Below are 22,465 nucleotides of genomic sequence, written 5' to 3' on the forward strand. Positions count from 1 at the left end.
CGAGTATGAAAGGTGTCGATTAGATGACCAAAGCAAGTGTACAGACAAAGGCGAAGCAAGCGGCCTCGGCCTTCATCCGTGAGGCGCGGGAGGCAGGTTGGCAGCGCGCGAAGTTCGAGATCAAGCCTGATGGCAGCGTCATCGTCGATGCCAACATGGTCGCGCCAGAGGCGGCAGACGACTTTCTCAACAGTGACCTGAGAATGGGCGAATGACTCGCAAGAGCTTGCCCAAATACGTCTATAATGACCGGGGGTATCTCCGGTTCATCCGGCGTTCACGCGGTATCTCGGTCATGATGCACGAGGAAGCGGGCACCCCGGAATTTTGGGATCATTACAATCGCCTGCTGAAGGGAAAACCCGCGCCAGCGCCGGTAAAACGCAATTTTGAGGCGCTGATTCTTAGCTACTACGAGAGCGACGCCTACAAGAAACTGAAGCCCCGGACGAGGTCCGATTATCGGCGGTATATCAGCCACATTCGCGAGATCTGGGCCGACAAAGACCCCGCGAGGATCGAAACCCATCACATCTACGAACTGCACCGGGCCAATGCGGATCATTGGCGGCAAGCCAACTATCTTGTCCAGGTCATGGTCGTCCTGATGAATCACGCCCGGTTGATCGGCTTCATCAAGAAAGAGCACGGCAATCCGGCGAAGGGTATTCCGCTTTTCAAGCAGCAGAGCGACGGGTGGGAGCCTTGGCCAGATGATGTTCGGGCTGAGTTCGAAGCGCTGGCTTCGAAAAGGGCGCGGCTGGTCTATGAGCTTTGCGTCGGCACAGGTCAGCGTATTGGCGATGTCGTTAAGATGAAATGGGAGCACTTCTCCGATGAAGGTTTCGATTTTACGCAGGGAAAAACCGACAAACCGTTGTGGATCCCGCTCACCGACCGCTTGAAAGCCCACCTCGACGGGCTCGCACGAACGGACGGCACTGTTGTGACCGACGCGAAAGGTCGACCAGTGAGCTACCGTATCGTTGCCGAGGAAATGCGTGCCATCAAAAAGAAGATGAAGCACGAGAAGGCGAGCTACTACAAAACTCACGGGCTCAGGAAAAATGCGACGATCGAGCTGTATCTGGCTGGATGTGATGACGAGATGGTCAAGGCTGTTACCGGCCACTCAGGCGTTGAGATGCTCAAAAAATACGGTGGCCCGATCCGGCAAAGGGAGCTGGCGAAGCGCGCTCAAGAGGCAAGAAATCAAATGGAACGAAGCAAGACCGAAACATGAAAGTTTCAACGGTTGTTTCAAAAATGGCAGTGAAGGAGAGGAAGAATGACGCAAGTCATTGATTTTATTGGAGGCGAGTACCGGAATCGAACCGGTGTACACGGATTTGCAATCCGCTGCGTCACCACTCCGCCAACTCGCCATCCGTGGTGCTCTGAAGTGTTGCTCCAGAGTGGGCGCATAAATGGTATGAATCTTGGGAAGGTGCAAGCCCCTTTTTGAGGGCATTTTGCAGATGCACGCCTCAATGACGTTTCGGCAAGCGGGAGCCTTAGGCGGGGCAGGGGCTTGATAAGGCGCGCAGAGTTGTCACATTCAGGGAAAAGACAGGCGCTGACCGTTGCTGAGCACGCGCGGTTGTGGCAAGAGAACGCAACACGAGTCTGAGCACATGAGAAATCGATGACCGACTATGCCACCCTCCGCACCACTATGGTTGATACGCAGATCCGTCCGTCGGATGTGACCAAGTTCACTGTCATCGAGGCCATGTTAAACGTGCCGCGTGAAGCCTTTGTACCCAACAGCCAGCGCGACGCCGCTTATGTGGACACTTGCGTGACGCTGGACAAAGGGCGGGTGGTGCTGGATGCGCGCACCCTGGCAAAGATGCTGGACGCGCTGGATATTCAAAACGACGAGCTGGTGCTCGATGTGGGCGCAGGGCTTGGCTATTCCTCGGCCGTGATTGCGCGGATGGCGGAAGCGGTGATTGCCGTGGAAGACGACGAAGGCCGGGCGTCTGAGGCGCAGAGCACGCTGAGCGAGCAAGGTGCGGACAATGCGGTGGTGCATCAGGGCGAACTGACACAAGGCGCCGCTGAGCATGGACCTTATGATGTGATCCTGCTTCAGGGCGGTGTTGAAACCCTGCCTGAGGGGCTTCTGGCGCAACTCAAAGAGGGTGGCCGAATTGCCGCGTTGTTTGTGGAAGGTGCTTTGGGGGTTGTGCGCGTCGGCTATAAACTTGATGGTGACATCAACTGGACCTTTGCGTTTAACGCAATGGCCCCCGTGATGCCCGGGTTCGAGAAACACCGGGCTTTCCAATTATAAGGTCCTGATAAGCGGACCAACGACACGCAGGAGGCAGCAGCCATGTTCCAGAAGGTACACAAAGCGGTTCGACACGGTGCGTTGGCACTGACGGTTTCAGCGGTTTCATTTGGAGCGGCGCAGGCGCAGACGCTCTCGGATGCGCTGGCCACGGCTTATGAGCACAGTGGCTTGTTGGAGCAGAACCGGGCGCTGTTGCGGGCGGCGGACGAAGATGTGGCGGTCACGCAAGCACTGCTGCGGCCGATCATCAATTGGTTTGGCAACGTCAGCTATGATTACGGCCGGAACGGTTCTGGTTCGGTGACAAATGCGGTGGGTTGGACACCTTATGCCAACATCGGCGTGTCTGCGGACCTGCTTCTGTTTGACAACGGCAACTCCAAGCTGGCCGTGGAAGCGGCCAAAGAAAGCGTGCTGGCCACCCGTCAGGCGCTGGTGTCGGTGGAGCAGACAGTTCTGTTCAATGCGGTGCAGGCCTTTATGGACGTTGTCGCCGATGATGAGCTTGTAAAGCTGCGTCAGAACAACCTGCGTCTGCTGGAGCGGGAACTGCAGGCTGCGCAAGACCGGTTTGAAGTTGGCGAAGTGACACGAACCGACGTGGCACTTGCTGAAGCCCGTTTGGCTGGCGCGCGTGCGCAATTGGCAGCGGCTCAGGGTGATCTGGAAGCCAGCAAAGAATTCTACGCGGCAGCCGTTGGGGAGCGTCCCGGCAACCTTGTGACCCCACGCAGCTTGCCAAAGGCGGCCGGGTCTCTGGATCAGGCCAAAACCGTGGCGGTGCGGTCGCACCCACAGATGTTGCAGGCGCAGTACCAGATTTCGGCCTCCGAGATTAACGTGCAGCGGGCGCGGGCGGCGATGGGGCCAACCATCACCTTGAAAACCAACATCGGTGCACGTCGTGATTTTGATTCGTCAGCCTTCTCTGACTCCGCCCGTGTGGGTGTTGAGTTGGGTGGCCCGATTTATCAAGGCGGCCGTCTGTCGGCCCTGCTGCGTCAGTCCATGGCACGGCGTGATGCGGAGCGGGCGAACCTGCACGTGGTGCGTCACAACATTCGCCAGAACGCCGGGACCGCCTGGGCGCGGTTGATTGCAGCCGGCGCGCAGATCCAGGCAAGTGCCCGTCAGGTGGAAGCGGCGCGGATCGCCTTTGAAGGTGTGCGTGAAGAAGCCAAACTGGGCGCGCGGACCACGTTGGATGTGTTGACCGCTGAGCAGGATTTGCTGGACGCGGAAGCCGATCGCATTGATGCGCAGGCGGTACAGATTGTGGCGGCCTATGCGGTTCTGTCATCCATGGGGCTTTTGACGGTGGATCACCTGAACCTGCGGGTGGAGCGTTATGACCCGGAAGCCTACTTCAACATGGTGAAAAACGCGCCGGCGCTGCGGTCTGAACAAGGTAAAAAATTAGACCGTGTGCTTAAAGCAATTGGGAAAGAATAACATTTTTCCTATCTGTTGTATGGCTTAGCGGCAGAGGCTACACTCTTCGTGAGGTAAGAGTGGTGAATTTCTATGTCCGATCCAGTGACCAACACGGAAATCGAAGATGTTTTGACGTCTATCCGCCGGCTTGTGTCGGAGAATCGGCCTTTGCCGGACGCGGGTAAAGACGAGGCACCGGCACGTCCGGTGGTCTTTGATACGTCATCGGCGCAGGACGAGATTTCGGAAGATGAGCCCCCTGTGGCGGAAGCGCCATTGGCTCTGGTGCTGACACCTGCGCTGCGGGTTGAGGACACGCCTGACGCCGATGTTGATGGCGATGCTGATGAACCGCAGGCCGCTGTCGACGAAGCGGATGATCCGGACGCTGGCGAGATTGATCCTCCTGAAGACGTCGACGAGGTAGAAGCGCAGGCTGAGCCTGACGCTGCAGAAACCGTCGAAGCGGAGCAAAGTCAGGTTTCCATTGAATCTGAAGAGGTTACGCCAGAGGGTGCCGAGGCCGCGCAGGATGATGTGATGGTCGAGGTGGGCTCTGCAGATGAGGCTGTTGTGTCTGAGGACGAGGCGCCTTTGGCTTTTGAAGCGGCGAGCGATGCCGCTCCAGAAGAGGCGATGGATGAAGAGCAGCCGTTTGATTTCAAACAGGTGCTGGAAGCCCGGATTCACCAGTTCCGCGATGCCACCTCAACCGACGATGTGAGCTATGATCCGGAGGCGGATGCGGCGCCGGATATGGCGGACGCGGTGATGGACGAACTGCGGGCGCATATGCCGGAAGAGATTGCCGAAGCGGCAGAGATTGTGGATGCCGAAGCGCTGTCTGAGGCGATGGAAGAAACCGCCGAGATTGACGAAGCGATGCTGCGTGAAATGGTGGCCGACATTGTGCGTCAGGAGCTGCAGGGCGCACTGGGCGAACGCATCACCCGCAATGTGCGCAAGCTGGTGCGGCGCGAAATTCACCGCGCCTTGGCGGCGCACGACCTCGGATAGGTTAACGCGACCGCGCTTATACAGACATTCAGACAACAAAAAACGCGCCCGTTTGGGCGCGCTTTTTGTTAGGCAGCTTGCAGAGAGTGTTTAGGCGGCTTCGGCCTGTGCAGCGGCGTTGCGGCGCTCGCTTTCTTCGCGCGACAGCGCAACAGAGGTGCGGACACCTTTGCCAACAAATTCCATCAGGCCTTCGACCACACGTTCGTTGGGGTCAATACCTGCGCAGGACAGCACTTCGCGACCGTCGCGGGACCGGGCCCAACGGGCAATCTGTTCCGGGCCGTTGCCGTATTTCTTGTCATCCGCAATGGCATCGTCCAAGGCCGCGAGAACCACAGCTGCGAACAGCTTGCGAGCACGGTTGCCTTGTTCATTGTTGTATGCCGCTGCATCAACGAAATGGGTCATCTCGTCGTCCTTGTGTTATTGCTCTTGTATTTCCGGCGTGGCGCTCCTTATGACGCATCCAAGCCGATTCGGATAGTCCTCAGATGCATAGCTTCTATGCGGAATTTGCATAGCATTCTGCGGATTTTTCCCGTGACAGGTTGTCTTGCCACCTGTCGACTGGGCAGATATAGGAGGCTAAACCCTCCGATCAACCTTTTTTGCTTAGGTTTTCTTAATATGCCCAAGATCAACGGTAACGAAATTCGCCCCGGTAACGTGCTGGAGCACAATGGTGGTCTTTGGGCCGCTGTGAAAGTGGACCATGTGAAGCCCGGCAAAGGCGGTGCGTTTGCACAGGTCGAGATGAAGAATCTGCGCAATGGCTCCAAGCTGAACGAGCGTTTCCGGTCTGCTGACAAAGTGGAGCGCGTGCGTCTGGAGCAGAAAGACCAGCAGTTCCTCTATGAGGATGACGGCATGCTGATCTTCATGGACACGGAGACCTATGAGCAGAACCAGATCCCTGCGGATCTGCTGGGCGATCGTCGTCCGTTTTTGCAAGATGGCATGACCATTGTTGTGGAATTCCACGAGTCCGAGGCGCTGAACGCAAGCCTGCCACAGAAAGTGACCTGCAAGATTGTGGAAACCGAGCCGGTCGTGAAAGGTCAGACGGCGGCGAACTCGTTTAAACCGGCGATTTTGGACAACGGTGTAAAAGTTATGGTGCCTCCGTTTGTGGGGCAGGACGAGAGCATCGTCGTGAACACCGAGACCATGGAATATTCCGAGCGCGCATAAGCCGCGCCCGGACATGTATCCCCGCGCAACCTGCCGGGGGTCAGATTAAGAAACCTCCGGTGACATCACTGGAGGTTTTTTTGTGATTAGATTTTTGAGAGCGGATGAAGTTGAAACGCTGTTGCCGCTGTCGGCGCAGGTGAATGCGCTGCATGAGCGGGAGCATCCGGAGCAATATCGGGGTGATGCTACGCCAGGGGAAGTGACGGAGTTCTTCGCTCGGCGGCTGGACGAAGGTGCGCAGGTGTTTGTCGCCGAGGGGGCGGATGGTGCGTTGACCGGTTTCTTGCTGGCAGTGCCTGTGGTGCGGGAGGCGTCGCCGTTTCTGCATCCGGCCCGGCATGTGGAGCTGGATCAGATTTGCGTCGATGAAACCTGCCGGGGCCAGGGCGTTGGTAAAGCTTTGGTAGCCGCTTTAGAGGAGTGGATGCGCGACAATGACTTCCAAGAATGGAAGTCGATGGTGCATGGCTTCAACGCACACTCGCAACACCTCATGAGCGGGCAGGGCGCAGCGGTACTGGGGCTGCGCTACCGCAAAATGTTGGGCGACTAGGCCGGGTAGCTGATTTTGGCGTCGCCTGCTGTCATGTCCTCGCCGGCGCGGTCAAAGCGCAGGTAGGCGAGGGCCTGATCGCCTGCAACGCTGTGCAAGGTGCCCACTTCGCGGTCGCCTTTCAGGATCGGCGTGCCTGCCTCGGCGTTGCCCTCAATGCTGACCAATGCGAGGCCTTTGCGCAGTTCGGTTTTGTGCTTCATGCGGGCGGTGACTTCTTGTCCAACATAGCAGCCCTTTTTGAAGTCGACGCCGTTGAGCCGCTCAAAGCCCATTTCGAGGATGAAGCTGTTGTGGTCGAGCTCAAGTCCGGCGTTGGGCACCTGATTGGCCACATAAAGCGCGGTCCAGTCAGTGGCGTCATCTTCCTGGGGCGCATCTCGGTAGGCGCGCCAGCCTAGGTTTGGGGAACGTGAATCGATGGCGGCGTCTTCCGGAATGTCGCCGAGGCCACGATGCAAGTGCAGGGGGGTTGGCTCAATGGTGACATCGGCGCGCAGTTTATACATGGTCAGGCGTTGTTGCAGCGCAGGGGCCTGTGCCGCGTTTGCGTCCAGCAGAACGGCATCGCCGTCGCGTTTCAGGAAGAAATCCGCGAGGTATTTGCCTTGAGGCGTCAGGATGGCGGCGTAGAGCAGACCATCGGTCAGGTGGGTCATGTCGTTGGTGATGAGGCCTTGTAAAAAGCTCTCTGTGTCACTGCCGGTAAGGCGAAAAATGCTGCGATCTGACGTGGACATGCCGCTGCTCCTGTTCTTGCGCTCTCCTGTCATATAGAAGCGGTGTCGCCGTGCAACAGGGCTGGAGTAAGAAATGCGTGCACCTGTGAGTGTTGTGGTCCCGACAGTGAATGAGGAAGCGGGGCTGCCTGCCTGTTTGGGCGCGTTGTTTGAGGGCGTGTCTGCAGGGGTGATCCGGGAGTTGGTCGTGGCGGACGGCGGGTCCAGCGATGGTACGCTGGAGATTGCCGAAGAGGCCGGGGCGGAGGTTGTGCGTTGCGCGGCATCGCGGGGCGGACAGCTACTGGCTGGCGCAGCCAATACGCAAGGTGAGTGGCTGCTGTTTGTGCATGCCGACACGGTGTTGTCTGAGGGCTGGAGTGCCGCTGTGGAGGCGCATTTGGCTCAGGCGGATGTGGCTGGGTACTTTGCGTTGGGGTTCGCGAAAGGCGGTTTGGCGGGGCGTCTGGTGGCGGGATGGGCCAATCTGCGCAGCCGTATGTTTGGTTTGCCCTATGGCGATCAGGGGCTCTTGATCTCTCGGCAGCTATACGAGGCGCTTGGTGGGTTTGCCGATATTCCCTTGATGGAAGACGTTGCGATGGCGCGGCAACTGGGGCGGGCGCGATTGGCGCCATTGGACGCTCAGGCGATCACCAGCCCGCGCAAGTATCAGACGCAAGGCTGGTTGCGCCGAGGAGGGCGCAACCTATGGACTTTGCTGCGGTATTTGGGAGGCGTGTCGCCGGAGACACTGGCGGCAGCGTACCGCCGCCAGTGATCTGAGTTATTCGCGGCCTGCGAGACGGCCAAAGATGCGCGACAGAATGGAACGCTTGGGCTGAGGCAATGCGGCTTCCAGACCTTCGACCGGTTGCAAGGCGCGGGCCTCCGCGGTTTCACCTTTGGTTTTGAATTGCAGCTCATAGAGGTCGGCGTAGATACCGCCACGGGCGAGCAACTCGTCATGGGTGCCTTGGTCCACCACTTTGCCTTTGTCCATCACGAGGATCTTGTCGGCGTTGCGGACGGTAGACAGCCGGTGAGCAATCACCAAAGTGGTGCGACCAGAGGAGAGCTTGTCCAAAGCCGCCTGAACCACGGTTTCCGAGCGTGTGTCCAGCGCGGAGGTGGCTTCGTCTAGCAGCAGGATCGGGGTGTCGCGGAGCAGGGCGCGGGCAATGACCACACGTTGACGCTGGCCGCCGGAGAGGTTGGTGCCGCGTGGCCCCACTTCGGTGTCCAGCCCATCCGACAGCTTGGGCAGGAAGTCGGAGACATGGGCCGCCTTGAGCACTTCCTGAAGGCGCTCCTCGCTGACGCCGGTTTGATCCAGCAGGATGTTCTCGCGGATTGTGTCGTCGAACAGCATGGCCTCTTGTGACACCACCGAGAACAGTCCGCGCAGATCCGGCAGGCTCATGTCACGGTTGTTCACGGTGTCGATCAAGCTGGTGCCGATTTGCGGGTCCACAAGGCGGGTGAGCACGTTAAAGATGGTCGATTTGCCAGCCCCGGATGCCCCGACGATGGCCGTGGTTTTTCCGGGTTCCGCAACAAAGCTGGTGCCGTCCAGCACTGTCACGTCGCCATAAGCCAGGTTGACTTTGTCCATGGTGATACCCGGCGTGCCGGTTGGGGCGGGGACCGGATCTTTGGGAGACAGGATGGTGGGAACGGTCTCGATCAGCTCTTTCAAGCGCTCAATTGCGGCGGCAGCGATTTGCCAGCGGCCAGAGAGCCCGGCGAGGCGACGGAGCGGTTCAAACATCATGCCCAGTGCGGTGAAGAAGCTCATAAACTGACCGATGGTTTTTTCGCCGGTCACAATTTCACCGCCGCCATAGATCAGCACACAGAAGAACCCCAGACCTGCGGTGAAATCGACCATGGCGGCAATGGAGGCGGTGCCAGCCACGGCGCGCACTTCGGCGCGGACCAGTTTGCGGGTCAGGCCGCCAAATTTGGTGGTCTGGTATTTTTCCAGCAGGTTGAGCTTGGTGGGAATGATGCCGTGGAAGGTTTCGTCCAGCTGGGTGGCAATTTTCGCCCCCAGGTCGCGGGCCTCGCGGGCACGGCGGCGCACAAAGCGTTGAGCCACAAGGGACGGCAGGATCAGGAGTGGCGTGCCGATGCAGGCCACAATGGTCCAGCGCCAGTCCACGCTCAGCGCGACACCGAGCAAGGCCAAGAGAGAGATGAAGTCCCGTCCTGCGCCCGTGATGAAGGAAGCCCAGACGCCATTGATCGCGGTGACGTCAGATTGGGTGCGCTGAATAAGGTAGCCCGGCGGGTGGGTTTGGTGGAAGGCGTTGTCTTGCAACATCATCCGTCCCAGCAAGTCGACGCGCAGGTCGGCGGAGGTGCGTTGTGCCGCCGTGTTCATCATGACCTTATGCCCGATGCTGGTCACGCCGCGGGTGAAGAAAATCCCGGCAAAGACCAGGCCGACCCCCCAGAGCGCGGTTTGGCTGCCTGCGGAGAAGGCGGCGTCAAACATCGGTTCCATCATCCAGGCGATGAGACCCAGCGTGGAGCCCTCGATGGCCATCAGGACGGATGAGAAAATCAGCAGCCACTTGTGACGGTGGAGGTATTTCCGCCAAAGCCAGGAAAGAAGATAGCCTTTGTCTTTGGTGGGTTTAACGTCTGTGTCAGTCACGATCTGTGCCTTCTCCGACCTTTGAAGTGACTTTGACCTTTACAGGTGGCAGCGCGGCAAAACCAGAGCCAATGGCGTCGTTTCGCCGGTGCAGACAGGCGATTGACGTTGCTTTCCTGCACGTTAGGGTGCCGTGAGGTGTAGCAGGGGACGCAATTATGAAACTCACACAGGGACAGATTTACCTGGCGATTCCGGGGCCATCTGTGATGCCGGAGGCGGTGTTGCGCGCGATGCATCGGGCCGCGCCCAATATTTATGAAGGCGAGTTGATCGACCTGACGTATGGGTTGTTGCCGGACCTGAAGACGGTGGCCGGAACCAAGCACGATGTGGCGATCTATATCGGCAATGGCCATGCGGTTTGGGAAGCGGCGTTGGCCAATGTGATTGAACCCGGTGACCGGGTGCTGGTGCCGGCCACGGGGGCGTTTGGGCATGGCTGGGGCGAAATGGCCGCTGGGATGGGCGCAGAGTGTGAAGTCATCGACTTTGGACGGCGTTCTCCGATGGACCCGGCTAAGGTCGCCGAGGCTTTGGCGGCGGACAAGGACCATGCCATCAAGGCTGTGCTGGCGGTGCATGTGGACACGTCAACATCGGCACGTAATGACATCGCGGCCCTACGCGCGGCGATTGATGCAACCGGGCACCCGGCTCTGTTGATGGTGGATTGCATTGCCTCGCTGGGGTGTGACCGGTTTGAGATGGATGCCTGGGGCGTCGATGTGATGATCGCAGCCAGCCAAAAAGGGCTCATGGTGCCACCGGGCGTGGCCTTTGTGTTTTTCAACGACAAGGCTGCTGCGCGCCGGGCGGCGTTACCGAGGGTGAGCCGCTATTGGGATTGGGTGCCTCGGGCCAAAGGCGAGATGTATTATCAGTTGTTCTGCGGCACGGCTCCGACGCATCACCTCTACGGTTTGCGCGTTGCGTTGGATATGATCCTGGAGGAAGGGCTGGAGCATGTCTGGCAACGCCATGAGGTGCTGGCGAAGGCGATTTGGGCGGCCTGTGACGCGTGGAGTGCGGAAGGTCCACTTGAGCTCAACATGGCGGATGAGGCGCATCGCAGTCGGGCGGTGACCTCTTTGCGGATTGGCAAAGAACACGGCACGCGGTTGCGGCGGTGGTGTCAGGATCAAGCGGGCATCACCTTGGGCATCGGTCTGGGCATGGCCACAGAGGATGATCCGCAAAGCGACGGGTTTTTTCGCTTTGGGCACATGGGGCATGTGAATGCGCAGATGATTATGGGGCTTCTGGCGACGGTGCAAACCGGATTGATCGCGCTGGATATTCCCCACGGCTCAGGTGCCATAGAAGCCGCAGCGCGTGTAATCGCTGAGGCATAGCCCTCCTACGCGCGGCGATCCAAATGAGAGCGCAGGCGGTCAATGCCTGCGTTCAGGATCACGGCCAAGACCATCACGGCTGGCAAGCCCCAGAGCAAAAATACCAGCACAAATACCCAGAGCAGGTTCACAAAAGCCATGACCAGGCAGGTGGTGGTGTAGTCTTGGACAGGTTGCACAGGGCGGGACATCACGGACACTCCTCAGACGCAGGATAGCTCTGATTCGTGTCACAAGACGGAAAAAATTTCGTGAACAGCGCGCGGGTTGCGTGCCGCGGCCTTAAGAGAGTTCAGCGAGAACCTCGCCAAGAGCGGTGTCCAACATGTCGATTTCTCGTGTCGGAGCACAGCTGATGCGGATGCAGCGGTTTTGTGGGGCCACAAACGGCATACGCACAAAGATGCCGCGTGCCACCAATCCGTCAAGAATGGCTTTGGCGTAGGCGCCGTCTTTGCCGCAGTCGATGGCGACAAAATTGGTGGCGGAGGGAAGTGCTTTGAGACCGTGTTTGGCGGCCACTGTCGCGATGTGCTGACGCGATGTTTTGACCTTGGCGCAGGTTTCCGACAGCCACGATGCGTCTTCCAGTGCAGCCAGCGCGCCGGATTGTGCGGCGCGGTTCATGCCGAAGTGATTGCGGATTTTCTCAAAGGCGCGGATGTTTTGGGCCTCGCCCATCGCGTAGCCTACGCGGGCGCCAGCCATGCCATAGGCTTTGGAGAAGGTGCGCATGCGGATCACGCGGGGATCGTTGATATCGATTTCCGGCGCTGTGCCTTCGGGGGCGAGTTCGACGTAGGCCTCATCCAGCAGAAGCAGACAACCGTCCGGGATGTTGTCGAGTTGGGCGATGATGTCTTCACCGTTGCACCAGCTGCCCATCGGATTGTCGGGGTTGGCGAAGTAGACCAGTTTGGCGTCGACTTCGGCGGCCTTGGCGAGCAGGGCTGACAGGTCTTCGGCATCGTCACGGTACGGCACTTTGTGCAACGCGCCGCCAAAGCCCGCGACGTGATAGTTGAAGGTGGGGTAGGCGCCCTCAGAAGTAACGACCGCATCCCCCGGGCCGATCAGCAGGCGCACGAGATAGCCGAGCAGGCCGTCGATGCCTTCGCCCACCACCAGGTTTTCCGGCGTAATACCGTGATGTGCAGCCAGGGCGTGGCGTAGTTCGTAGCTTTCTGGATCGCCGTACATCCAGATGTCACAGGCGGCCTTTTGCATAGCTTCAATTGCCTTGGGCGAGGGACCAAAGATGTTCTCATTTGCGCCGATGCGGGCCGCAAAGGGCTGGCCCATGGCGCGCTCTTGCGCTTCGGGGCCGACAAAGGGAACGGTGGCGGGCAGGCTTTCAGCCAGTGTGGTATAGCGAGGTCCGGTCATGCGCGGAAAGTGACGCAAGGACGGGGGCGGCACAAGAGCAAATGCCCTCACGTCAGGGTGGATTTCCTGTGGCGGGGCACGGAGTGTAGGATCAAGAAAACCCATCTGTGAGGAGGCTGTTATGGCCCGTGTATCGGTAGAGATCAAAGACCACATCGCCCATGTGCGGCTGACCCGTGGTGACAAGATGAACGCGCTGGATCAGGCGATGTTTGATGGCATCATCGAAGCTGGTGAAGGCCTGATGGACAACGATGACGTACGCGTGGTGGTGCTCTCTGGCGAAGGCAAATCCTTCTGCGCCGGGCTGGATGTGATGAGTTTTGCGGCCTTGGCGGGGCAGGACCCGGTGGCGCGGATTATGCCGCGTACACATGGCAATGCAAACGACGCACAGCAGGTGGCCATGGTGTGGCGCAAGCTGAAAGTGCCGGTGATTGCGGCGTTGCAGGGCGTTGCCTTTGGTGGCGGTTGTCAACTGGCGTTGGGTGCAGACATTCGCTTTGCCGCGCCGGACACCAAGATGGCGATCATGGAGATGAAATGGGGGCTGATCCCGGATATGGGCGGGATGACCTTGTTGCCGCATCTGGTGCGCTCGGATGTGCTGCGGCGGTTGACCTATACGGCGGCGCCGGTTGAGGCGGAGCAGGCGTTGGCCTGGGGGCTGATCACCGAAATTGCCGAAGACCCATTGGCGGCGGCGATGGCTCTGGCAGAAGAGATTGCAGGCAAGAGCCCGACTGCGGTGCAGGCGGCCAAGGCGCTGATCGGATTTGCGGAAGAGCATATGGAAGATGTGGACGCGGTGCTGCTGGAAGAGAGCCGGGCGCAGGCGGATTTGATTGGCAAGCCGCATCAGATGGAAGTAATTGCGGCCAATATTCAGAAGCGAAAGCCGGTGTTCAAATAGGGCTATGGTTGAGGCCTACTTCAAGAACTTGCGGTAGGCCTCGCGCTCGACATTGTAGTCGAGTTCCAACTTGGCGATCTGCGCCATAAGGCGTTTTTTCTCATCTGGATCAGTGGCTTGTTGCCAGTCGCGTTTGGCGGCCTCAAGCTGTTCTTTGAGTTTGAACTCGCGTGGCAAAACGCCGGCGCGGGCCATGATGGAATGGCCCACTGCGGTGGCCGGGTCTTCCATGTCGTGGCGTTTGGGGAGGGGTTTGCCTTCGCCGGCAAGACCGGTCAGTTGGCCTTCGGATTCGGCCTTTTTGATCTGACGTTCGATGAGGTTTCGAAAGGAGCGCATCATGCCCCCAATATGGGCATGATGCATTTGTTTGCAAGCGGATTAGTCCAGCTCAGCGAGTTTCGCGAGCGCCGCTTTGATCTTGGCCTCTTCTTCCTCGCGGGCGGCAAGGTTTTCTTTGGCTTCTGCCACAACCTCATCCGGCGCGGAGGCGACGAATTTGGGGTTGTTGAGACGTCCGCGCAAGCCGCCGAGTTCTTTGGCCAATTTACCTAAGCCTTTCTCAAGGCGCGCTTTTTCGGCGTCGATGTCGATGATGTCCGCCAGCGGCAGGCCAAAGGTTGCGCCGTCAACCGCTACGGTGGCGGTGCCTTTGGGGAAGGTCTCGACCTCTTCTAGAGACACCACACGTGCGATCTTGAAGATCAGGGCTTCATTGCGCTTAAACGCTTCGCGGTTCTCGCTGGTGATCTGGCTGACCACGACGTCGATTTTGGCGCCTGCATTGACGCGCATTTGCGCGCGCACAGAGCGAATTTGGTCGATCACGGAGATCACCCAGTTCATCTCCCGGTCGGCTTTTTCGTCCACAAAATCAGCGGCTTGATAGGTTGGCCAATCGGCGTGCACCAGCATTTTTGCGCGGTCGCCCAACTCGCCCCAAAGCTCTTCGGTGATGAAAGGCATGATGGGGTGCAGGAGCAGCAGACACTGGTCGATGACCCAGCGCATGGTGGCTTTGGTTTCGGCCACGGCGGCGGCGTCGTCGGAGTTGAACAGCGGCTTGGAGAACTCCACGTACCAGTCGCAAACCTTACCCCAGACAAAGGCGTAAAGCGCGTTGGCGGCGTCGTTGAAGCGGAAGCTTTCGAGCGCGGCATCGACCTCTTCGCGGACCTTGGCGGTCTCGCCGATGATCCACAAATTGGCGGTCTGTTTTACGTCGGTATCGCGTCTGTTTTGCGACAGTGCGGAACTGACCACCACATCGTCCTCAAACACGCCGTTCATCTCGGCAAACCGCGCGGCGTTCCAGAGCTTGGTGCCGAAGTTGCGGTAGCCCGCGATACGCTGCATGTCGAGTTTCAGCACACCACCCAGAGCGGCCATGGCGGCCGATGAGAAGCGCAGCGCGTCGGCGCCGTATTCGTCGATGATCTCCAGCGGGTCCATCACGTTGCCGGTGGACTTGGACATCTTCTTGCCCTTGGCGTCGCGCACGAGGCCATGCAGGTATACGGTGTCAAACGGGATCTGATCCACCACAGCCAGTTGCATCATCATCATGCGAGCAACCCAGAAGAACAGAATGTCCTGACCGGTGACCAGCGTGGAGGTCGGGAAGTATTTTTCCAGCTCCGGCGTTTGGTCGGGCCAGCCGAGGGTGCCGATGGGCCACAAGCCGGACGAGAACCATGTGTCGAGCACGTCTGGGTCGCGCCAGACCGGGTAAAGAATTTCGTCAGCGGTATAATCCTGCCGGCTCAAAATATCTATTGCGTCATCCCAGCTCCCGACTTCCAAAACATTGATTGTCTTACCAATGAACATTTTCGAGGCTTCTGCGGAGAAGTAACGTACTGTATCCGAAAAGCTAGATCGGCAGCAACGCACTTCCCTCAGGTTGCCTGTTCTGGGAGCGCTTCCGCCCCCTTTGAGCCCGAACTGGCCATCGTCAAATAGGCAATCGATCCCATACCAAACCGGGATCTGGTGCCCCCACCAAAGCTGGCGGGAGATACACCAGGGTTCGATATTGTCTAGCCAGTGGTAATAAGTTTTCTCGCCGCTTTCCGGCAGGATTTTCACATCGCCGTTGCGCACGGCGTCGAGTGCCGGGCCAACCACCTTTTCGGCGTCCACAAACCACTGGTCGGTCAACATCGGCTCGATGACCACTTTGGAGCGGTCGCCAAATGGCTGCATGATCGGCTTGTTTTCGACGTAAGGCACCGTCTCGGTGATCTCAGACGCGTTGCCCTCGTCGTCTTTCACCGTCATGGTCTCTGTGGTCATCACCGCGAGACCTTCGGAGGTGATTTGCTCCACCACCAGCTTGCGCGCCTCAAACCGGTCCAGACCGCGCAGGTCGTCCGGTACGAGGTTTACGCCATCCGCTTCGTTTTCCGTCAGGGTGCGCTCGCCTTTGGCCACAGCCATGGCGATGGTGGCGGCGGCGTCGTAGCTGTCGCCATCCGCACGCATGGCGCCCTTGGTGTCCATCAGGCGGTACATTGGGATGCCACCGCGCTTGGCGACCTGATAGTCGTTGAAGTCGTGCGCGCCGGTGATTTTCACCGCGCCGGAGCCAAAGTCCTTGTCCGGGTATTCGTCGGTGATGATCGGGATCAGGCGGCGGTGTTCTTTTGGACCCACCGGGATCTCACAAAGCTGGCCCACGATGGGGGCATACCGTTCATCGGAGGGGTGCACCGCCACCGCGCCGTCGCCCAGCATGGTTTCCGGCCGGGTGGTGGCGATGGAGATGTAGTCGCGCTCTTCTTCGAGGATGACGTTGCCGTCTTCGTCTTTCTCGACATAGGTGTAGGTCGCGCCGCCGGCGAGCGGGTATTTGAAGTGCCACATGTGGCCCGCAACTTCGATGTTTTCTACTTCGAGATCGGAGATCGCGGTTTCAAAATGCGGGTCCCAGTTTACGAGGCGTTTGCCGCGATAGATCAGGCCCTTGTTGTACATCTCAACAAAGACTTTCAGCACGGCGTCGTGGAAGTTGCCGCCAGCCACATCTTCGGGTGCGCCGGGGGCACCGGACATGGTGAAAGCTTCGCGGTCCCAATCACAGGAGGCACCGAGGCGTTTGAGCTGGTTCACAATGGTGCCGCCGGACTCACCTTTCCACTCCCAGACCTTTTCAAGGAACTTCTCGCGGCCCAATTCGGCGCGCGACGGCTGTTGGGTTTCGGCCAGCTTGCGCTCCACGACCATTTGGGTGGCGATGCCCGCGTGGTCAGTGCCTGGCTGCCAGAGGGTGTCAAACCCCTGCATGCGTTTCCAGCGGATCAGGATGTCCTGCAGCGTGTTGTTGAAGGCGTGGCCCATGTGCAGAACGCCGGTGACGTTGGGCGGTGGAATCATGATGCAGTAGGTGGAGGCACCCGGTTTTGCATTTGCGCCTGCGGTGAAGCAGCCGGCTTTTTCCCATGCGTCGTAGAGGCGGCCTTCGGCCTCTGCTGCGTTGAAGGTCTTTTCCATCGCCATTGGTGTGATCCCTTGTGTCGGTTCGCGCCCGTTATCAATCGGAGTTGTCTCTATCGAATGCGGAAACAAAGGGGAAGCGGGAAGAGATTGTTTAGCAAGGTGGAAAAAACCTGAATTTTTTCGCTCAAGTTGGAAAAATTCAAAAAAGATCTGCTTTGTTAAGGTTCTGTTAAGACTTGGCGCGGCATAAGCGGGGTGTGGCGCACGACGCCTCCACGCTAGAAGGCGATGAGATGTACATCCTGCGTGCCAGAACGGCACGCATTCCATCTCCCCCCCCGGAAGTTCCCAAATTGTGAGACGTTTTGAGCGGTGTTTCGCGCGGCGTTTACCCGCGTGGGCGATCCAGTTTGGTGGAGAGGTGGATCAGGCTTTCTGAACTTTTCACACCTTTGGCCTCGCCAATATTGTCCAGAGTGTCGTCCAGCTCTGAAGTGCTGTCCGCAGCGAGTTGCACAATCAGGTCAAACCGTCCGGAGCAGGTGTGTACGCTTTCCACGGCAGGCAGGGACTTGAGGCGATCGAGCACGGTTGGCCCACTGCGCAATTCGATCGAAAGCAGCGCAGTGGCGCGCAGTCTTGGGCGGGCGGCATCTCCAAGGCGCAGCGTGTAGCCTGCGATGGCTCCGGAGGTTTCCAGACGGTCGATGCGGGCCTGCACTGTGGTACGCGCCAGGCCCAGTTTACGGGCCAAAGTGGCCACTGGCGCGCGGGCGTTCTCGCTGAGCAGGGCCAGGAGCTGCGTGTCGGTTTCGTCAAGTTGCATGGTATTGCCGTCTATATGCCGAGTCTTTCCTGCATTTTTACCAGAGTGCCGCGTGGAATCGACAGGGAAATCCCTCAAGCTGATAAAAAACAGGATTGAGGTAGGAAATGCGCAATGATCCGGCCCTTTGGCCGTCCCCATCTTGGCATCTGACGAAGTTTTCGCCGGACGCGCCGGTTTTGTATTTTGCCCCTGAGGTGCTGCAAGCCACGGCGCGGCGGTTCATTGACGGGTTTGCCGGTCTGGTGACCTATGCGGTGAAGGCCAATGACCATGAGGCGGTGCTGTCCAATTTGGTGAACGCCGGGCTGACGGCCTTTGATGTGGCGTCACCGTTGGAGATGGCGCGGGTGCGGCGTGTGGCGCCGGATGCGGTGCTGCATTATCACAACCCGGTGCGGTCTGTGGCGGAGATCACCGAGGCGGTTGGGCATGGGATTGCCAGTTGGTCGGTGGATTGTCCGCGCGAGTTGCAGAAATTGGCGGATGTGCCGCGCGAAGGCACGGAGATTGCGGTGCGACTGCGGTTGCCGGTGGCCGGGGCGGCTTATGACTTTGGTGAGAAGTTTGGCGCGGACCCGGATCAGGCGGTGGCCTTGTTACAGCAGGCGCGGGAGATGGGGTTTGAGACCTCTTTGACCTTCCATCCCGGTACGCAGTGTGCCGATCCACAGGCTTGGGCGGTGTATATCGTTGAGGCAGCAGATGTGGCGCGGCGGGCGGGTGTGACGCTCAAACGTCTGAATGTTGGTGGCGGCTTTGCAGCGCATCGCAGTGGTCCTGCGCCGGACTTGGAGGCGATCTTTGATCGCATCGCGGCGGAGACCGCGCGGGCATTTGGTGAGGAAGCACCAGCGCTGGTTTGTGAGCCGGGGCGGGCGATGGTCGCCGAGGCGTTTACTTTGGTGGTGCGGGTGAAGACCGTGCGGGGCACGGCCGTTTTTCTGAATGACGGGATTTATGGCGCGCTGACGGAATTGCGCGATATCGGGGTGCCAGACCGGATTTCCGTGCTGCGGCCTGATGGGGCCGTTGTGGCAGGGGAGATGGCGCGTAAGGTGGTCTACGGGCCAACCTGCGACAGTCTTGATCGGCTGCCCGACCCAGTGGCCTTGCCAGCGCAGATTGGGGAAGGTGATTTTGTGATGATCAAAGCGATGGGCGCTTACTCGTCGTCATTGTCCACCGGGTTCAACGGCTACGGTCTGCAAGAAATGGTAACTGTCGCGACGTTGTAAGGCCAACGGGCTCTGGACACGTCCGGATTGCACGATAGAGTTCCTCTTCGTAGCGACGCGCAGGGGAGCCAGCAGCGATGGATAAGTTTGGGAAAAGCCAGCCGGTCAAACGGGTTGAAGACACGCGGTTTTTGACCGGCAAAGGCCAATACGTGGACGACATTGCGCCCAAGAATGCGCTGCATGCCTATTTTTTGCGCTCTCCGGTAGCACATGGCGTTGTAACTGAGCTGGACGTGTCGGATGCGCGCGAAGTGGATGGTGTAGCCTGTGTTCTGACGCAGGCGGATTTGCTGGCGGCGGGGCTTGAGGCCAATTTGCCCGGCACACAGGTGGACAATCGCGATGGCAGCAAAGGGGCCAAGCCGGAACGTCCGCTGCTCGCTGCAGAGCGGGTGCGCTATGTGGGTGAGCCGATTGCCGTGATCGTGGCAGAGAGCATGGAGCAGGCGCGGGACGCGGCCGAGATGATCATGTTCGATTATGATGATCTGGACGCGCATTTGGCCTTGGCGCGCGGCGGTGAGCAGCTGCATGGCGAAGCGCCGGGGAACCTTGCGTTTGATTGGGGGCTTGGCGATGAAGCAGCAACCGACGCGGCTTTTGAGGCGGCGGCGCATGTGGTGAGCCTGGAGGTTGGCGACAACCGCGTGATTGTAAACGCGATGGAGCCGCGTGGCGCCTATGCCGAGTGGGACGGTAGCCGGTTGCACGTCGCCAGCAATGGCCAGGGCGTCTGGGGTACCAAAGGGCAAGTCGCGCGTGTTCTTAAGACGAACGAAGACGACGTGCGTGTGACCAACCCGGACACCGGCGGCGGCTTTGGCATGAAGGCGATGATCTATCAGGAGCCGCTGATTGTGGCTTATGCGGCCAAGATGCTTGGCAAACCAGTGCGGTGGATTGCGGATCGCACGGAGTCGATGTTGTCAGACAACGCGGGGCGCGATCTGGTGTCGTTGGCGGAATTGGCGTTTGACGAGAACCTGAAAGCCACGGCGTATCGCGTGAAATCTGTCGCGAATATGGGGGCGTATAACTCGCAGTTTGCCCAGGCGATCCAGACGCAGTTGTTCAGCCGCGTATTGATGGGCGTCTATGACGTGCAGACCACTTGGTTGCAGGTGGACGGGATCTACACAAACACCACACCGGTGGATGCCTATCGCGGGGCCGGGCGGCCGGAGGCGATTTATGTTCTGGAACGCCTGATGGATCGTGCGGCGCGTGAGCTGGGCGTAAGTGGCTATGAGTTGCGGCGGCGGAACTTCATTCCGACGGAGGCGTTTCCGTACAAGTCGGCGACAAATGAGACCTATGACGTAGGCGATTTTGACCGGGTGTTGAGCCGCGTGGAGGAGTTTGGCGATGTGGCCGGGTTTGCCGCGCGCAAAGCCGAGAGCGCGAAGGCTGGCAAACTGCGCGGCGCTGGTCTGTGTTACTACATCGAGAGTATTTTGGGCGACCCAAGCGAAAGCGCGCGGGTGGAGTTCAATGATGATGGCACCGTTTCGATTTATGTGGGCACGCAGTCCAACGGGCAGGGACATGAGACGGTTTACGCGCAGTTCCTGAGTGACCAGACCGGCATTCCCACCGAGATGATTGAGGTGGTGCAAGGTGACAGTGATCGCATTAAGCAAGGTGGCGGCACCGGTGGCTCGCGCTCTGTGACGGTGCAGAACACCGCGACTTTGGCGACCGTGGAAACGATGATTAAAGCCTTTACGCCGTATATTGCTGAGAAGATGGGCGTGGATGCCGCGGATGTGAGCTTTGATGATGAGCAATTCCGGGCGGAAGGCTCTAACTTACATCCTACCTTCCTTGAAGCCGCCGAGATGGCGCGCGCGGATGGGCGGACAGATTTGATGGTGCATGAAGAGCGCACCACTTTGCCAGCGCGCAGCTTCCCCAACGGGGCGCATCTGGCAGAGGTTGAAGTGGACCCGGAGACCGGACAGGTTTCGTTGGAGAAATACACCGTGGTGGATGATTTTGGTAATCTGATCAACCCGATGCTCGCAGAGGGGCAGGTGCATGGTGGTGTGGCGCAGGGTATTGGTCAGGCGTTGATGGAACATGTGGTGTTTGACGACGATGGCCAGCTTTTGACCGCGACCTTCATGGATTATGCCATGCCGCGCGCCAGTGATGTTCCGATGATTGGCTTCACCACCGAGGCGGTGCCGTCGACGGCTAACATTATGGGCATGAAGGGCTGCGGCGAGGCGGGGACCGTGGGTGCCATGGCGGCAGCAGCCAATGCGGTCCAGGATGCGCTTTGGGAGGCGGGTGTGCGCCAAGCGGACATGCCGTTCACGCCGCATCGCGTGTGGCAGATGTTGAATGAGGCCAAACATACGGCTGGCTAGACGCATATCAGAGTGGCTGACTGGCAAGTTCACCAGCAGTCATACCCCGGCGGGGCCGCGCCGAGGGGCGGTCACGCATGTGATTATTCTGGATGGCACCATGTCCTCGCTTGCGCCAGGGCAGGAGACCAATGCTGGGCAGACCTACCTGTTGTTACGAGAGATCGGCGCGGAGGTGTCCGTCTACTACGAGGCAGGCGTGCAATGGCGGTCCTGGCGTCAGACGCTGGACGTGATGATGGGGCGCGGGATCAATCGGCAGATCCGGCGGGCTTATGGCTATTTGGCAAGTCGGTACCGGCCCGGTGATAAGATCATCCTGATGGGCTATTCGCGCGGTGCTTTTGCCGTGCGCTCGTTGGCCGGGGTGATTGACCGCGTCGGGCTGTTGCGCGCGGAATGTGCCACGGAGCGCAATATCCGCACGGCATACCGGCACTATGAACTAACGCCGGATAGCGCGGCTGCAAGCGCGTTTGCGGCAGCGCATTGTTATGAGCACACAGAGATCGAGATGATTGGTGTGTGGGACACGGTGAAAGCGCTGGGCGCACGTGTGCCGGTGTTGTGGCGCATCACAGAGCGGCGTCACGCGTTCCACAACCATCAACTTGCGCCCGTGGTGCGGCATGGGTTTCATGCCTTGGCGTTGGATGAGACGCGGCAGGTGTTCGAACCGGAGTTGTGGCGCTGCCCGGATGATTGGGACGGCCGTGTGGAGCAGGTCTGGTTCCGTGGGGCGCACAGTGATGTGGGCGGGCAATTGGTGGGGTTCCATGCCGCTCGGCCGCTGGCCAATATCCCACTGATCTGGATGCTGGAACGGCTGGAGATGTGTGGCGTGCGCTTGCCAGAAGACTGGCGGGACCGCTACGAGACCGATCCAGATGCGCCCATGGTGGGCACTTGGCGCGCGCTCGGCAAGTACTTTTTGTTTCGGGCACCGCGCGTTGTGGGGGCTGATCGGTCAGAGAGCATTCATCCAACCGCACTGCCCTATGTGACGGCTGGCGACATCAAAGGGCAGCTGTTGCAGCAGACTTAGCGTGG

At 59.3% G+C, this 22,465-nt stretch carries 21 protein-coding genes and 1 tRNA gene; 13 read left to right on the top strand and 9 right to left on the bottom strand.

Going from position 1 to position 22,465, the window contains the following annotated elements; all coding sequences use genetic code 11:
• Positions 1–23 precede the first annotated feature (23 nt).
• Both SIB92_RS19185 and xerC read left to right on the top strand, forming a co-directional pair.
• A complete protein-coding gene (locus SIB92_RS19185) occupies positions 24–215 on the top strand; it encodes a hypothetical protein (protein WP_025060031.1) in 192 nt (63 codons plus the stop codon).
• A complete protein-coding gene (xerC, locus tag SIB92_RS19190; protein WP_412553524.1) occupies positions 212–1,243 on the top strand; it encodes a tyrosine recombinase XerC in 1,032 nt (343 codons plus the stop codon). Before SIB92_RS19185 ends, xerC begins: the two co-directional genes overlap by 4 nt.
• A 68-nt stretch (positions 1,244–1,311) precedes the next feature.
• On the opposite strand, the gene SIB92_RS19195 is transcribed toward xerC, so the two are convergent.
• A tRNA-Cys gene (locus tag SIB92_RS19195) sits at positions 1,312–1,385 on the bottom strand.
• 260 nt (positions 1,386–1,645) lie between these two features.
• Here SIB92_RS19195 and SIB92_RS19200 point away from each other — a divergent pair.
• From SIB92_RS19200 to SIB92_RS19210, 3 genes are all read left to right on the top strand, one after another.
• Entirely contained in the window at positions 1,646–2,299 is a 654-nt protein-coding gene (locus tag SIB92_RS19200) for a protein-L-isoaspartate O-methyltransferase family protein (RefSeq protein WP_412553525.1), read from the top strand.
• Positions 2,300–2,341: 42 nt separating this feature from the next.
• Complete coding sequence (locus SIB92_RS19205) at positions 2,342–3,754, top strand: TolC family outer membrane protein (protein WP_412553526.1); 1,413 nt, start codon at positions 2,342–2,344, stop codon at positions 3,752–3,754.
• 72 nt (positions 3,755–3,826) lie between these two features.
• Complete coding sequence (locus SIB92_RS19210; protein WP_412553527.1) at positions 3,827–4,753, top strand: hypothetical protein; 927 nt, start codon at positions 3,827–3,829, stop codon at positions 4,751–4,753.
• Positions 4,754–4,843: 90 nt separating this feature from the next.
• On the opposite strand, the gene SIB92_RS19215 is transcribed toward SIB92_RS19210, so the two are convergent.
• Positions 4,844–5,164 carry a DUF6280 family protein gene (locus SIB92_RS19215; RefSeq protein ID WP_294117859.1) on the bottom strand — a complete coding sequence of 107 codons (321 nt, stop codon included), beginning with the start codon at positions 5,162–5,164 and terminating at the stop codon, positions 4,844–4,846.
• A gap of 219 nt (positions 5,165–5,383) precedes the next feature.
• Between SIB92_RS19215 and efp the strand changes: the two genes are divergently transcribed.
• Together efp and SIB92_RS19225 are read left to right on the top strand one after the other, a co-directional pair.
• On the top strand, positions 5,384–5,947 hold the full coding sequence (gene efp, locus SIB92_RS19220) for an elongation factor P (RefSeq protein ID WP_412553528.1): 564 nt from the start codon (positions 5,384–5,386) through the stop codon (positions 5,945–5,947).
• 82 nt (positions 5,948–6,029) lie between these two features.
• The gene (locus SIB92_RS19225; RefSeq protein WP_412553529.1) at positions 6,030–6,503 is read left to right on the top strand and encodes an N-acetyltransferase family protein; all 474 of its coding nucleotides are present in this window, start codon (positions 6,030–6,032) and stop codon (positions 6,501–6,503) included.
• On the opposite strand, the gene SIB92_RS19230 is transcribed toward SIB92_RS19225, so the two are convergent.
• Positions 6,500–7,243 (bottom strand): YgfZ/GcvT domain-containing protein, encoded by a 744-nt coding sequence (locus tag SIB92_RS19230; protein WP_412553530.1) that lies wholly within the window; start codon positions 7,241–7,243, stop codon positions 6,500–6,502. The genes SIB92_RS19225 and SIB92_RS19230 overlap by 4 nt on opposite strands.
• A 73-nt stretch (positions 7,244–7,316) precedes the next feature.
• Between SIB92_RS19230 and SIB92_RS19235 the strand changes: the two genes are divergently transcribed.
• Complete coding sequence (locus SIB92_RS19235; RefSeq protein WP_412553531.1) at positions 7,317–8,003, top strand: TIGR04283 family arsenosugar biosynthesis glycosyltransferase; 687 nt, start codon at positions 7,317–7,319, stop codon at positions 8,001–8,003.
• A 6-nt stretch (positions 8,004–8,009) separates the two neighbouring features.
• On the opposite strand, the gene SIB92_RS19240 is transcribed toward SIB92_RS19235, so the two are convergent.
• Positions 8,010–9,884, bottom strand: coding sequence for an ABC transporter ATP-binding protein (locus tag SIB92_RS19240; protein ID WP_412553532.1), 1,875 nt, complete (start codon positions 9,882–9,884; stop codon positions 8,010–8,012).
• Between the two features lie 158 nt (positions 9,885–10,042).
• Between SIB92_RS19240 and SIB92_RS19245 the strand changes: the two genes are divergently transcribed.
• On the top strand, positions 10,043–11,239 hold the full coding sequence (locus tag SIB92_RS19245; RefSeq protein WP_412553533.1) for a pyridoxal-phosphate-dependent aminotransferase family protein: 1,197 nt from the start codon (positions 10,043–10,045) through the stop codon (positions 11,237–11,239).
• Positions 11,240–11,244: 5 nt separating this feature from the next.
• Here the strand turns inward: SIB92_RS19245 and SIB92_RS19250 are convergent, their stop codons facing one another.
• Together SIB92_RS19250 and SIB92_RS19255 are read right to left on the bottom strand one after the other, a co-directional pair.
• The gene (locus tag SIB92_RS19250; RefSeq protein ID WP_294117846.1) at positions 11,245–11,430 is read right to left on the bottom strand and encodes a hypothetical protein; all 186 of its coding nucleotides are present in this window, start codon (positions 11,428–11,430) and stop codon (positions 11,245–11,247) included.
• Positions 11,431–11,521: 91 nt separating this feature from the next.
• Positions 11,522–12,625: a pyridoxal phosphate-dependent aminotransferase gene (locus SIB92_RS19255; protein ID WP_412553534.1), complete on the bottom strand. Its 1,104-nt coding sequence runs from the start codon at positions 12,623–12,625 to the stop codon at positions 11,522–11,524.
• Positions 12,626–12,746: 121 nt separating this feature from the next.
• On the opposite strand from SIB92_RS19255, the gene SIB92_RS19260 reads away from it, so the two are divergent.
• On the top strand, positions 12,747–13,538 hold the full coding sequence (locus SIB92_RS19260) for a crotonase/enoyl-CoA hydratase family protein (protein WP_412553535.1): 792 nt from the start codon (positions 12,747–12,749) through the stop codon (positions 13,536–13,538).
• A 15-nt stretch (positions 13,539–13,553) separates the two neighbouring features.
• On the opposite strand, the gene SIB92_RS19265 is transcribed toward SIB92_RS19260, so the two are convergent.
• The 3 genes from SIB92_RS19265 to SIB92_RS19275 form a co-directional block, all read right to left on the bottom strand.
• Positions 13,554–13,880: a DnaJ family domain-containing protein gene (locus SIB92_RS19265; RefSeq protein WP_412553536.1), complete on the bottom strand. Its 327-nt coding sequence runs from the start codon at positions 13,878–13,880 to the stop codon at positions 13,554–13,556.
• A gap of 39 nt (positions 13,881–13,919) precedes the next feature.
• Positions 13,920–17,036, bottom strand: coding sequence for a valine--tRNA ligase (locus SIB92_RS19270; protein ID WP_412553537.1), 3,117 nt, complete (start codon positions 17,034–17,036; stop codon positions 13,920–13,922).
• Positions 17,037–17,364: 328 nt separating this feature from the next.
• Positions 17,365–17,802 carry an Lrp/AsnC family transcriptional regulator gene (locus SIB92_RS19275; protein ID WP_294117832.1) on the bottom strand — a complete coding sequence of 146 codons (438 nt, stop codon included), beginning with the start codon at positions 17,800–17,802 and terminating at the stop codon, positions 17,365–17,367.
• A 107-nt stretch (positions 17,803–17,909) separates the two neighbouring features.
• On the opposite strand from SIB92_RS19275, the gene SIB92_RS19280 reads away from it, so the two are divergent.
• The 3 genes from SIB92_RS19280 to SIB92_RS19290 all read left to right on the top strand — a co-directional run bounded on the left by SIB92_RS19280 (position 17,910) and on the right by SIB92_RS19290 (position 22,460).
• On the top strand, positions 17,910–19,040 hold the full coding sequence (locus SIB92_RS19280) for a type III PLP-dependent enzyme (RefSeq protein ID WP_412553538.1): 1,131 nt from the start codon (positions 17,910–17,912) through the stop codon (positions 19,038–19,040).
• Between the two features lie 77 nt (positions 19,041–19,117).
• Positions 19,118–21,415 carry a xanthine dehydrogenase family protein molybdopterin-binding subunit gene (locus SIB92_RS19285; protein ID WP_412553539.1) on the top strand — a complete coding sequence of 766 codons (2,298 nt, stop codon included), beginning with the start codon at positions 19,118–19,120 and terminating at the stop codon, positions 21,413–21,415.
• Positions 21,390–22,460: a DUF2235 domain-containing protein gene (locus tag SIB92_RS19290; protein ID WP_412553540.1), complete on the top strand. Its 1,071-nt coding sequence runs from the start codon at positions 21,390–21,392 to the stop codon at positions 22,458–22,460. Before SIB92_RS19285 ends, SIB92_RS19290 begins: the two co-directional genes overlap by 26 nt.
• Positions 22,461–22,465: the final 5 nt, after the last annotated feature.

It is taken from the genome of Shimia sp. MIT1388, assembly GCF_047124445.1.
GTDB lineage: Bacteria > Pseudomonadota > Alphaproteobacteria > Rhodobacterales > Rhodobacteraceae > Shimia.

Bases quoted from the DNA above. Each gene is read 5' to 3' on its own strand.
- SIB92_RS19275 (WP_294117832.1), bottom strand. From the start codon at position 17,802: ATGCAACTTGACGAAACCGACACGCAGCTCCTGGCCCTGCTCAGCGAG.
- efp (WP_412553528.1), top strand. From the start codon at position 5,384: ATGCCCAAGATCAACGGTAACGAAATTCGCCCCGGTAACGTGCTGGAG.
- SIB92_RS19250 (WP_294117846.1), bottom strand. From the start codon at position 11,430: ATGTCCCGCCCTGTGCAACCTGTCCAAGACTACACCACCACCTGCCTG.
- SIB92_RS19235 (WP_412553531.1), top strand. From the start codon at position 7,317: ATGCGTGCACCTGTGAGTGTTGTGGTCCCGACAGTGAATGAGGAAGCG.
- SIB92_RS19245 (WP_412553533.1), top strand. From the start codon at position 10,043: ATGAAACTCACACAGGGACAGATTTACCTGGCGATTCCGGGGCCATCT.
- SIB92_RS19215 (WP_294117859.1), bottom strand. From the start codon at position 5,164: ATGACCCATTTCGTTGATGCAGCGGCATACAACAATGAACAAGGCAAC.
- SIB92_RS19210 (WP_412553527.1), top strand. From the start codon at position 3,827: ATGTCCGATCCAGTGACCAACACGGAAATCGAAGATGTTTTGACGTCT.
- SIB92_RS19285 (WP_412553539.1), top strand. From the start codon at position 19,118: ATGGATAAGTTTGGGAAAAGCCAGCCGGTCAAACGGGTTGAAGACACG.
- SIB92_RS19270 (WP_412553537.1), bottom strand. From the start codon at position 17,036: ATGGCGATGGAAAAGACCTTCAACGCAGCAGAGGCCGAAGGCCGCCTC.
- SIB92_RS19205 (WP_412553526.1), top strand. From the start codon at position 2,342: ATGTTCCAGAAGGTACACAAAGCGGTTCGACACGGTGCGTTGGCACTG.
- SIB92_RS19255 (WP_412553534.1), bottom strand. From the start codon at position 12,625: ATGACCGGACCTCGCTATACCACACTGGCTGAAAGCCTGCCCGCCACC.
- xerC (WP_412553524.1), top strand. From the start codon at position 212: ATGACTCGCAAGAGCTTGCCCAAATACGTCTATAATGACCGGGGGTAT.
- SIB92_RS19280 (WP_412553538.1), top strand. From the start codon at position 17,910: ATGCGCAATGATCCGGCCCTTTGGCCGTCCCCATCTTGGCATCTGACG.
- SIB92_RS19260 (WP_412553535.1), top strand. From the start codon at position 12,747: ATGGCCCGTGTATCGGTAGAGATCAAAGACCACATCGCCCATGTGCGG.
- SIB92_RS19200 (WP_412553525.1), top strand. From the start codon at position 1,646: ATGACCGACTATGCCACCCTCCGCACCACTATGGTTGATACGCAGATC.
- SIB92_RS19265 (WP_412553536.1), bottom strand. From the start codon at position 13,880: ATGATGCGCTCCTTTCGAAACCTCATCGAACGTCAGATCAAAAAGGCC.
- SIB92_RS19230 (WP_412553530.1), bottom strand. From the start codon at position 7,243: ATGTCCACGTCAGATCGCAGCATTTTTCGCCTTACCGGCAGTGACACA.
- SIB92_RS19185 (WP_025060031.1), top strand. From the start codon at position 24: ATGACCAAAGCAAGTGTACAGACAAAGGCGAAGCAAGCGGCCTCGGCC.
- SIB92_RS19290 (WP_412553540.1), top strand. From the start codon at position 21,390: ATGAGGCCAAACATACGGCTGGCTAGACGCATATCAGAGTGGCTGACT.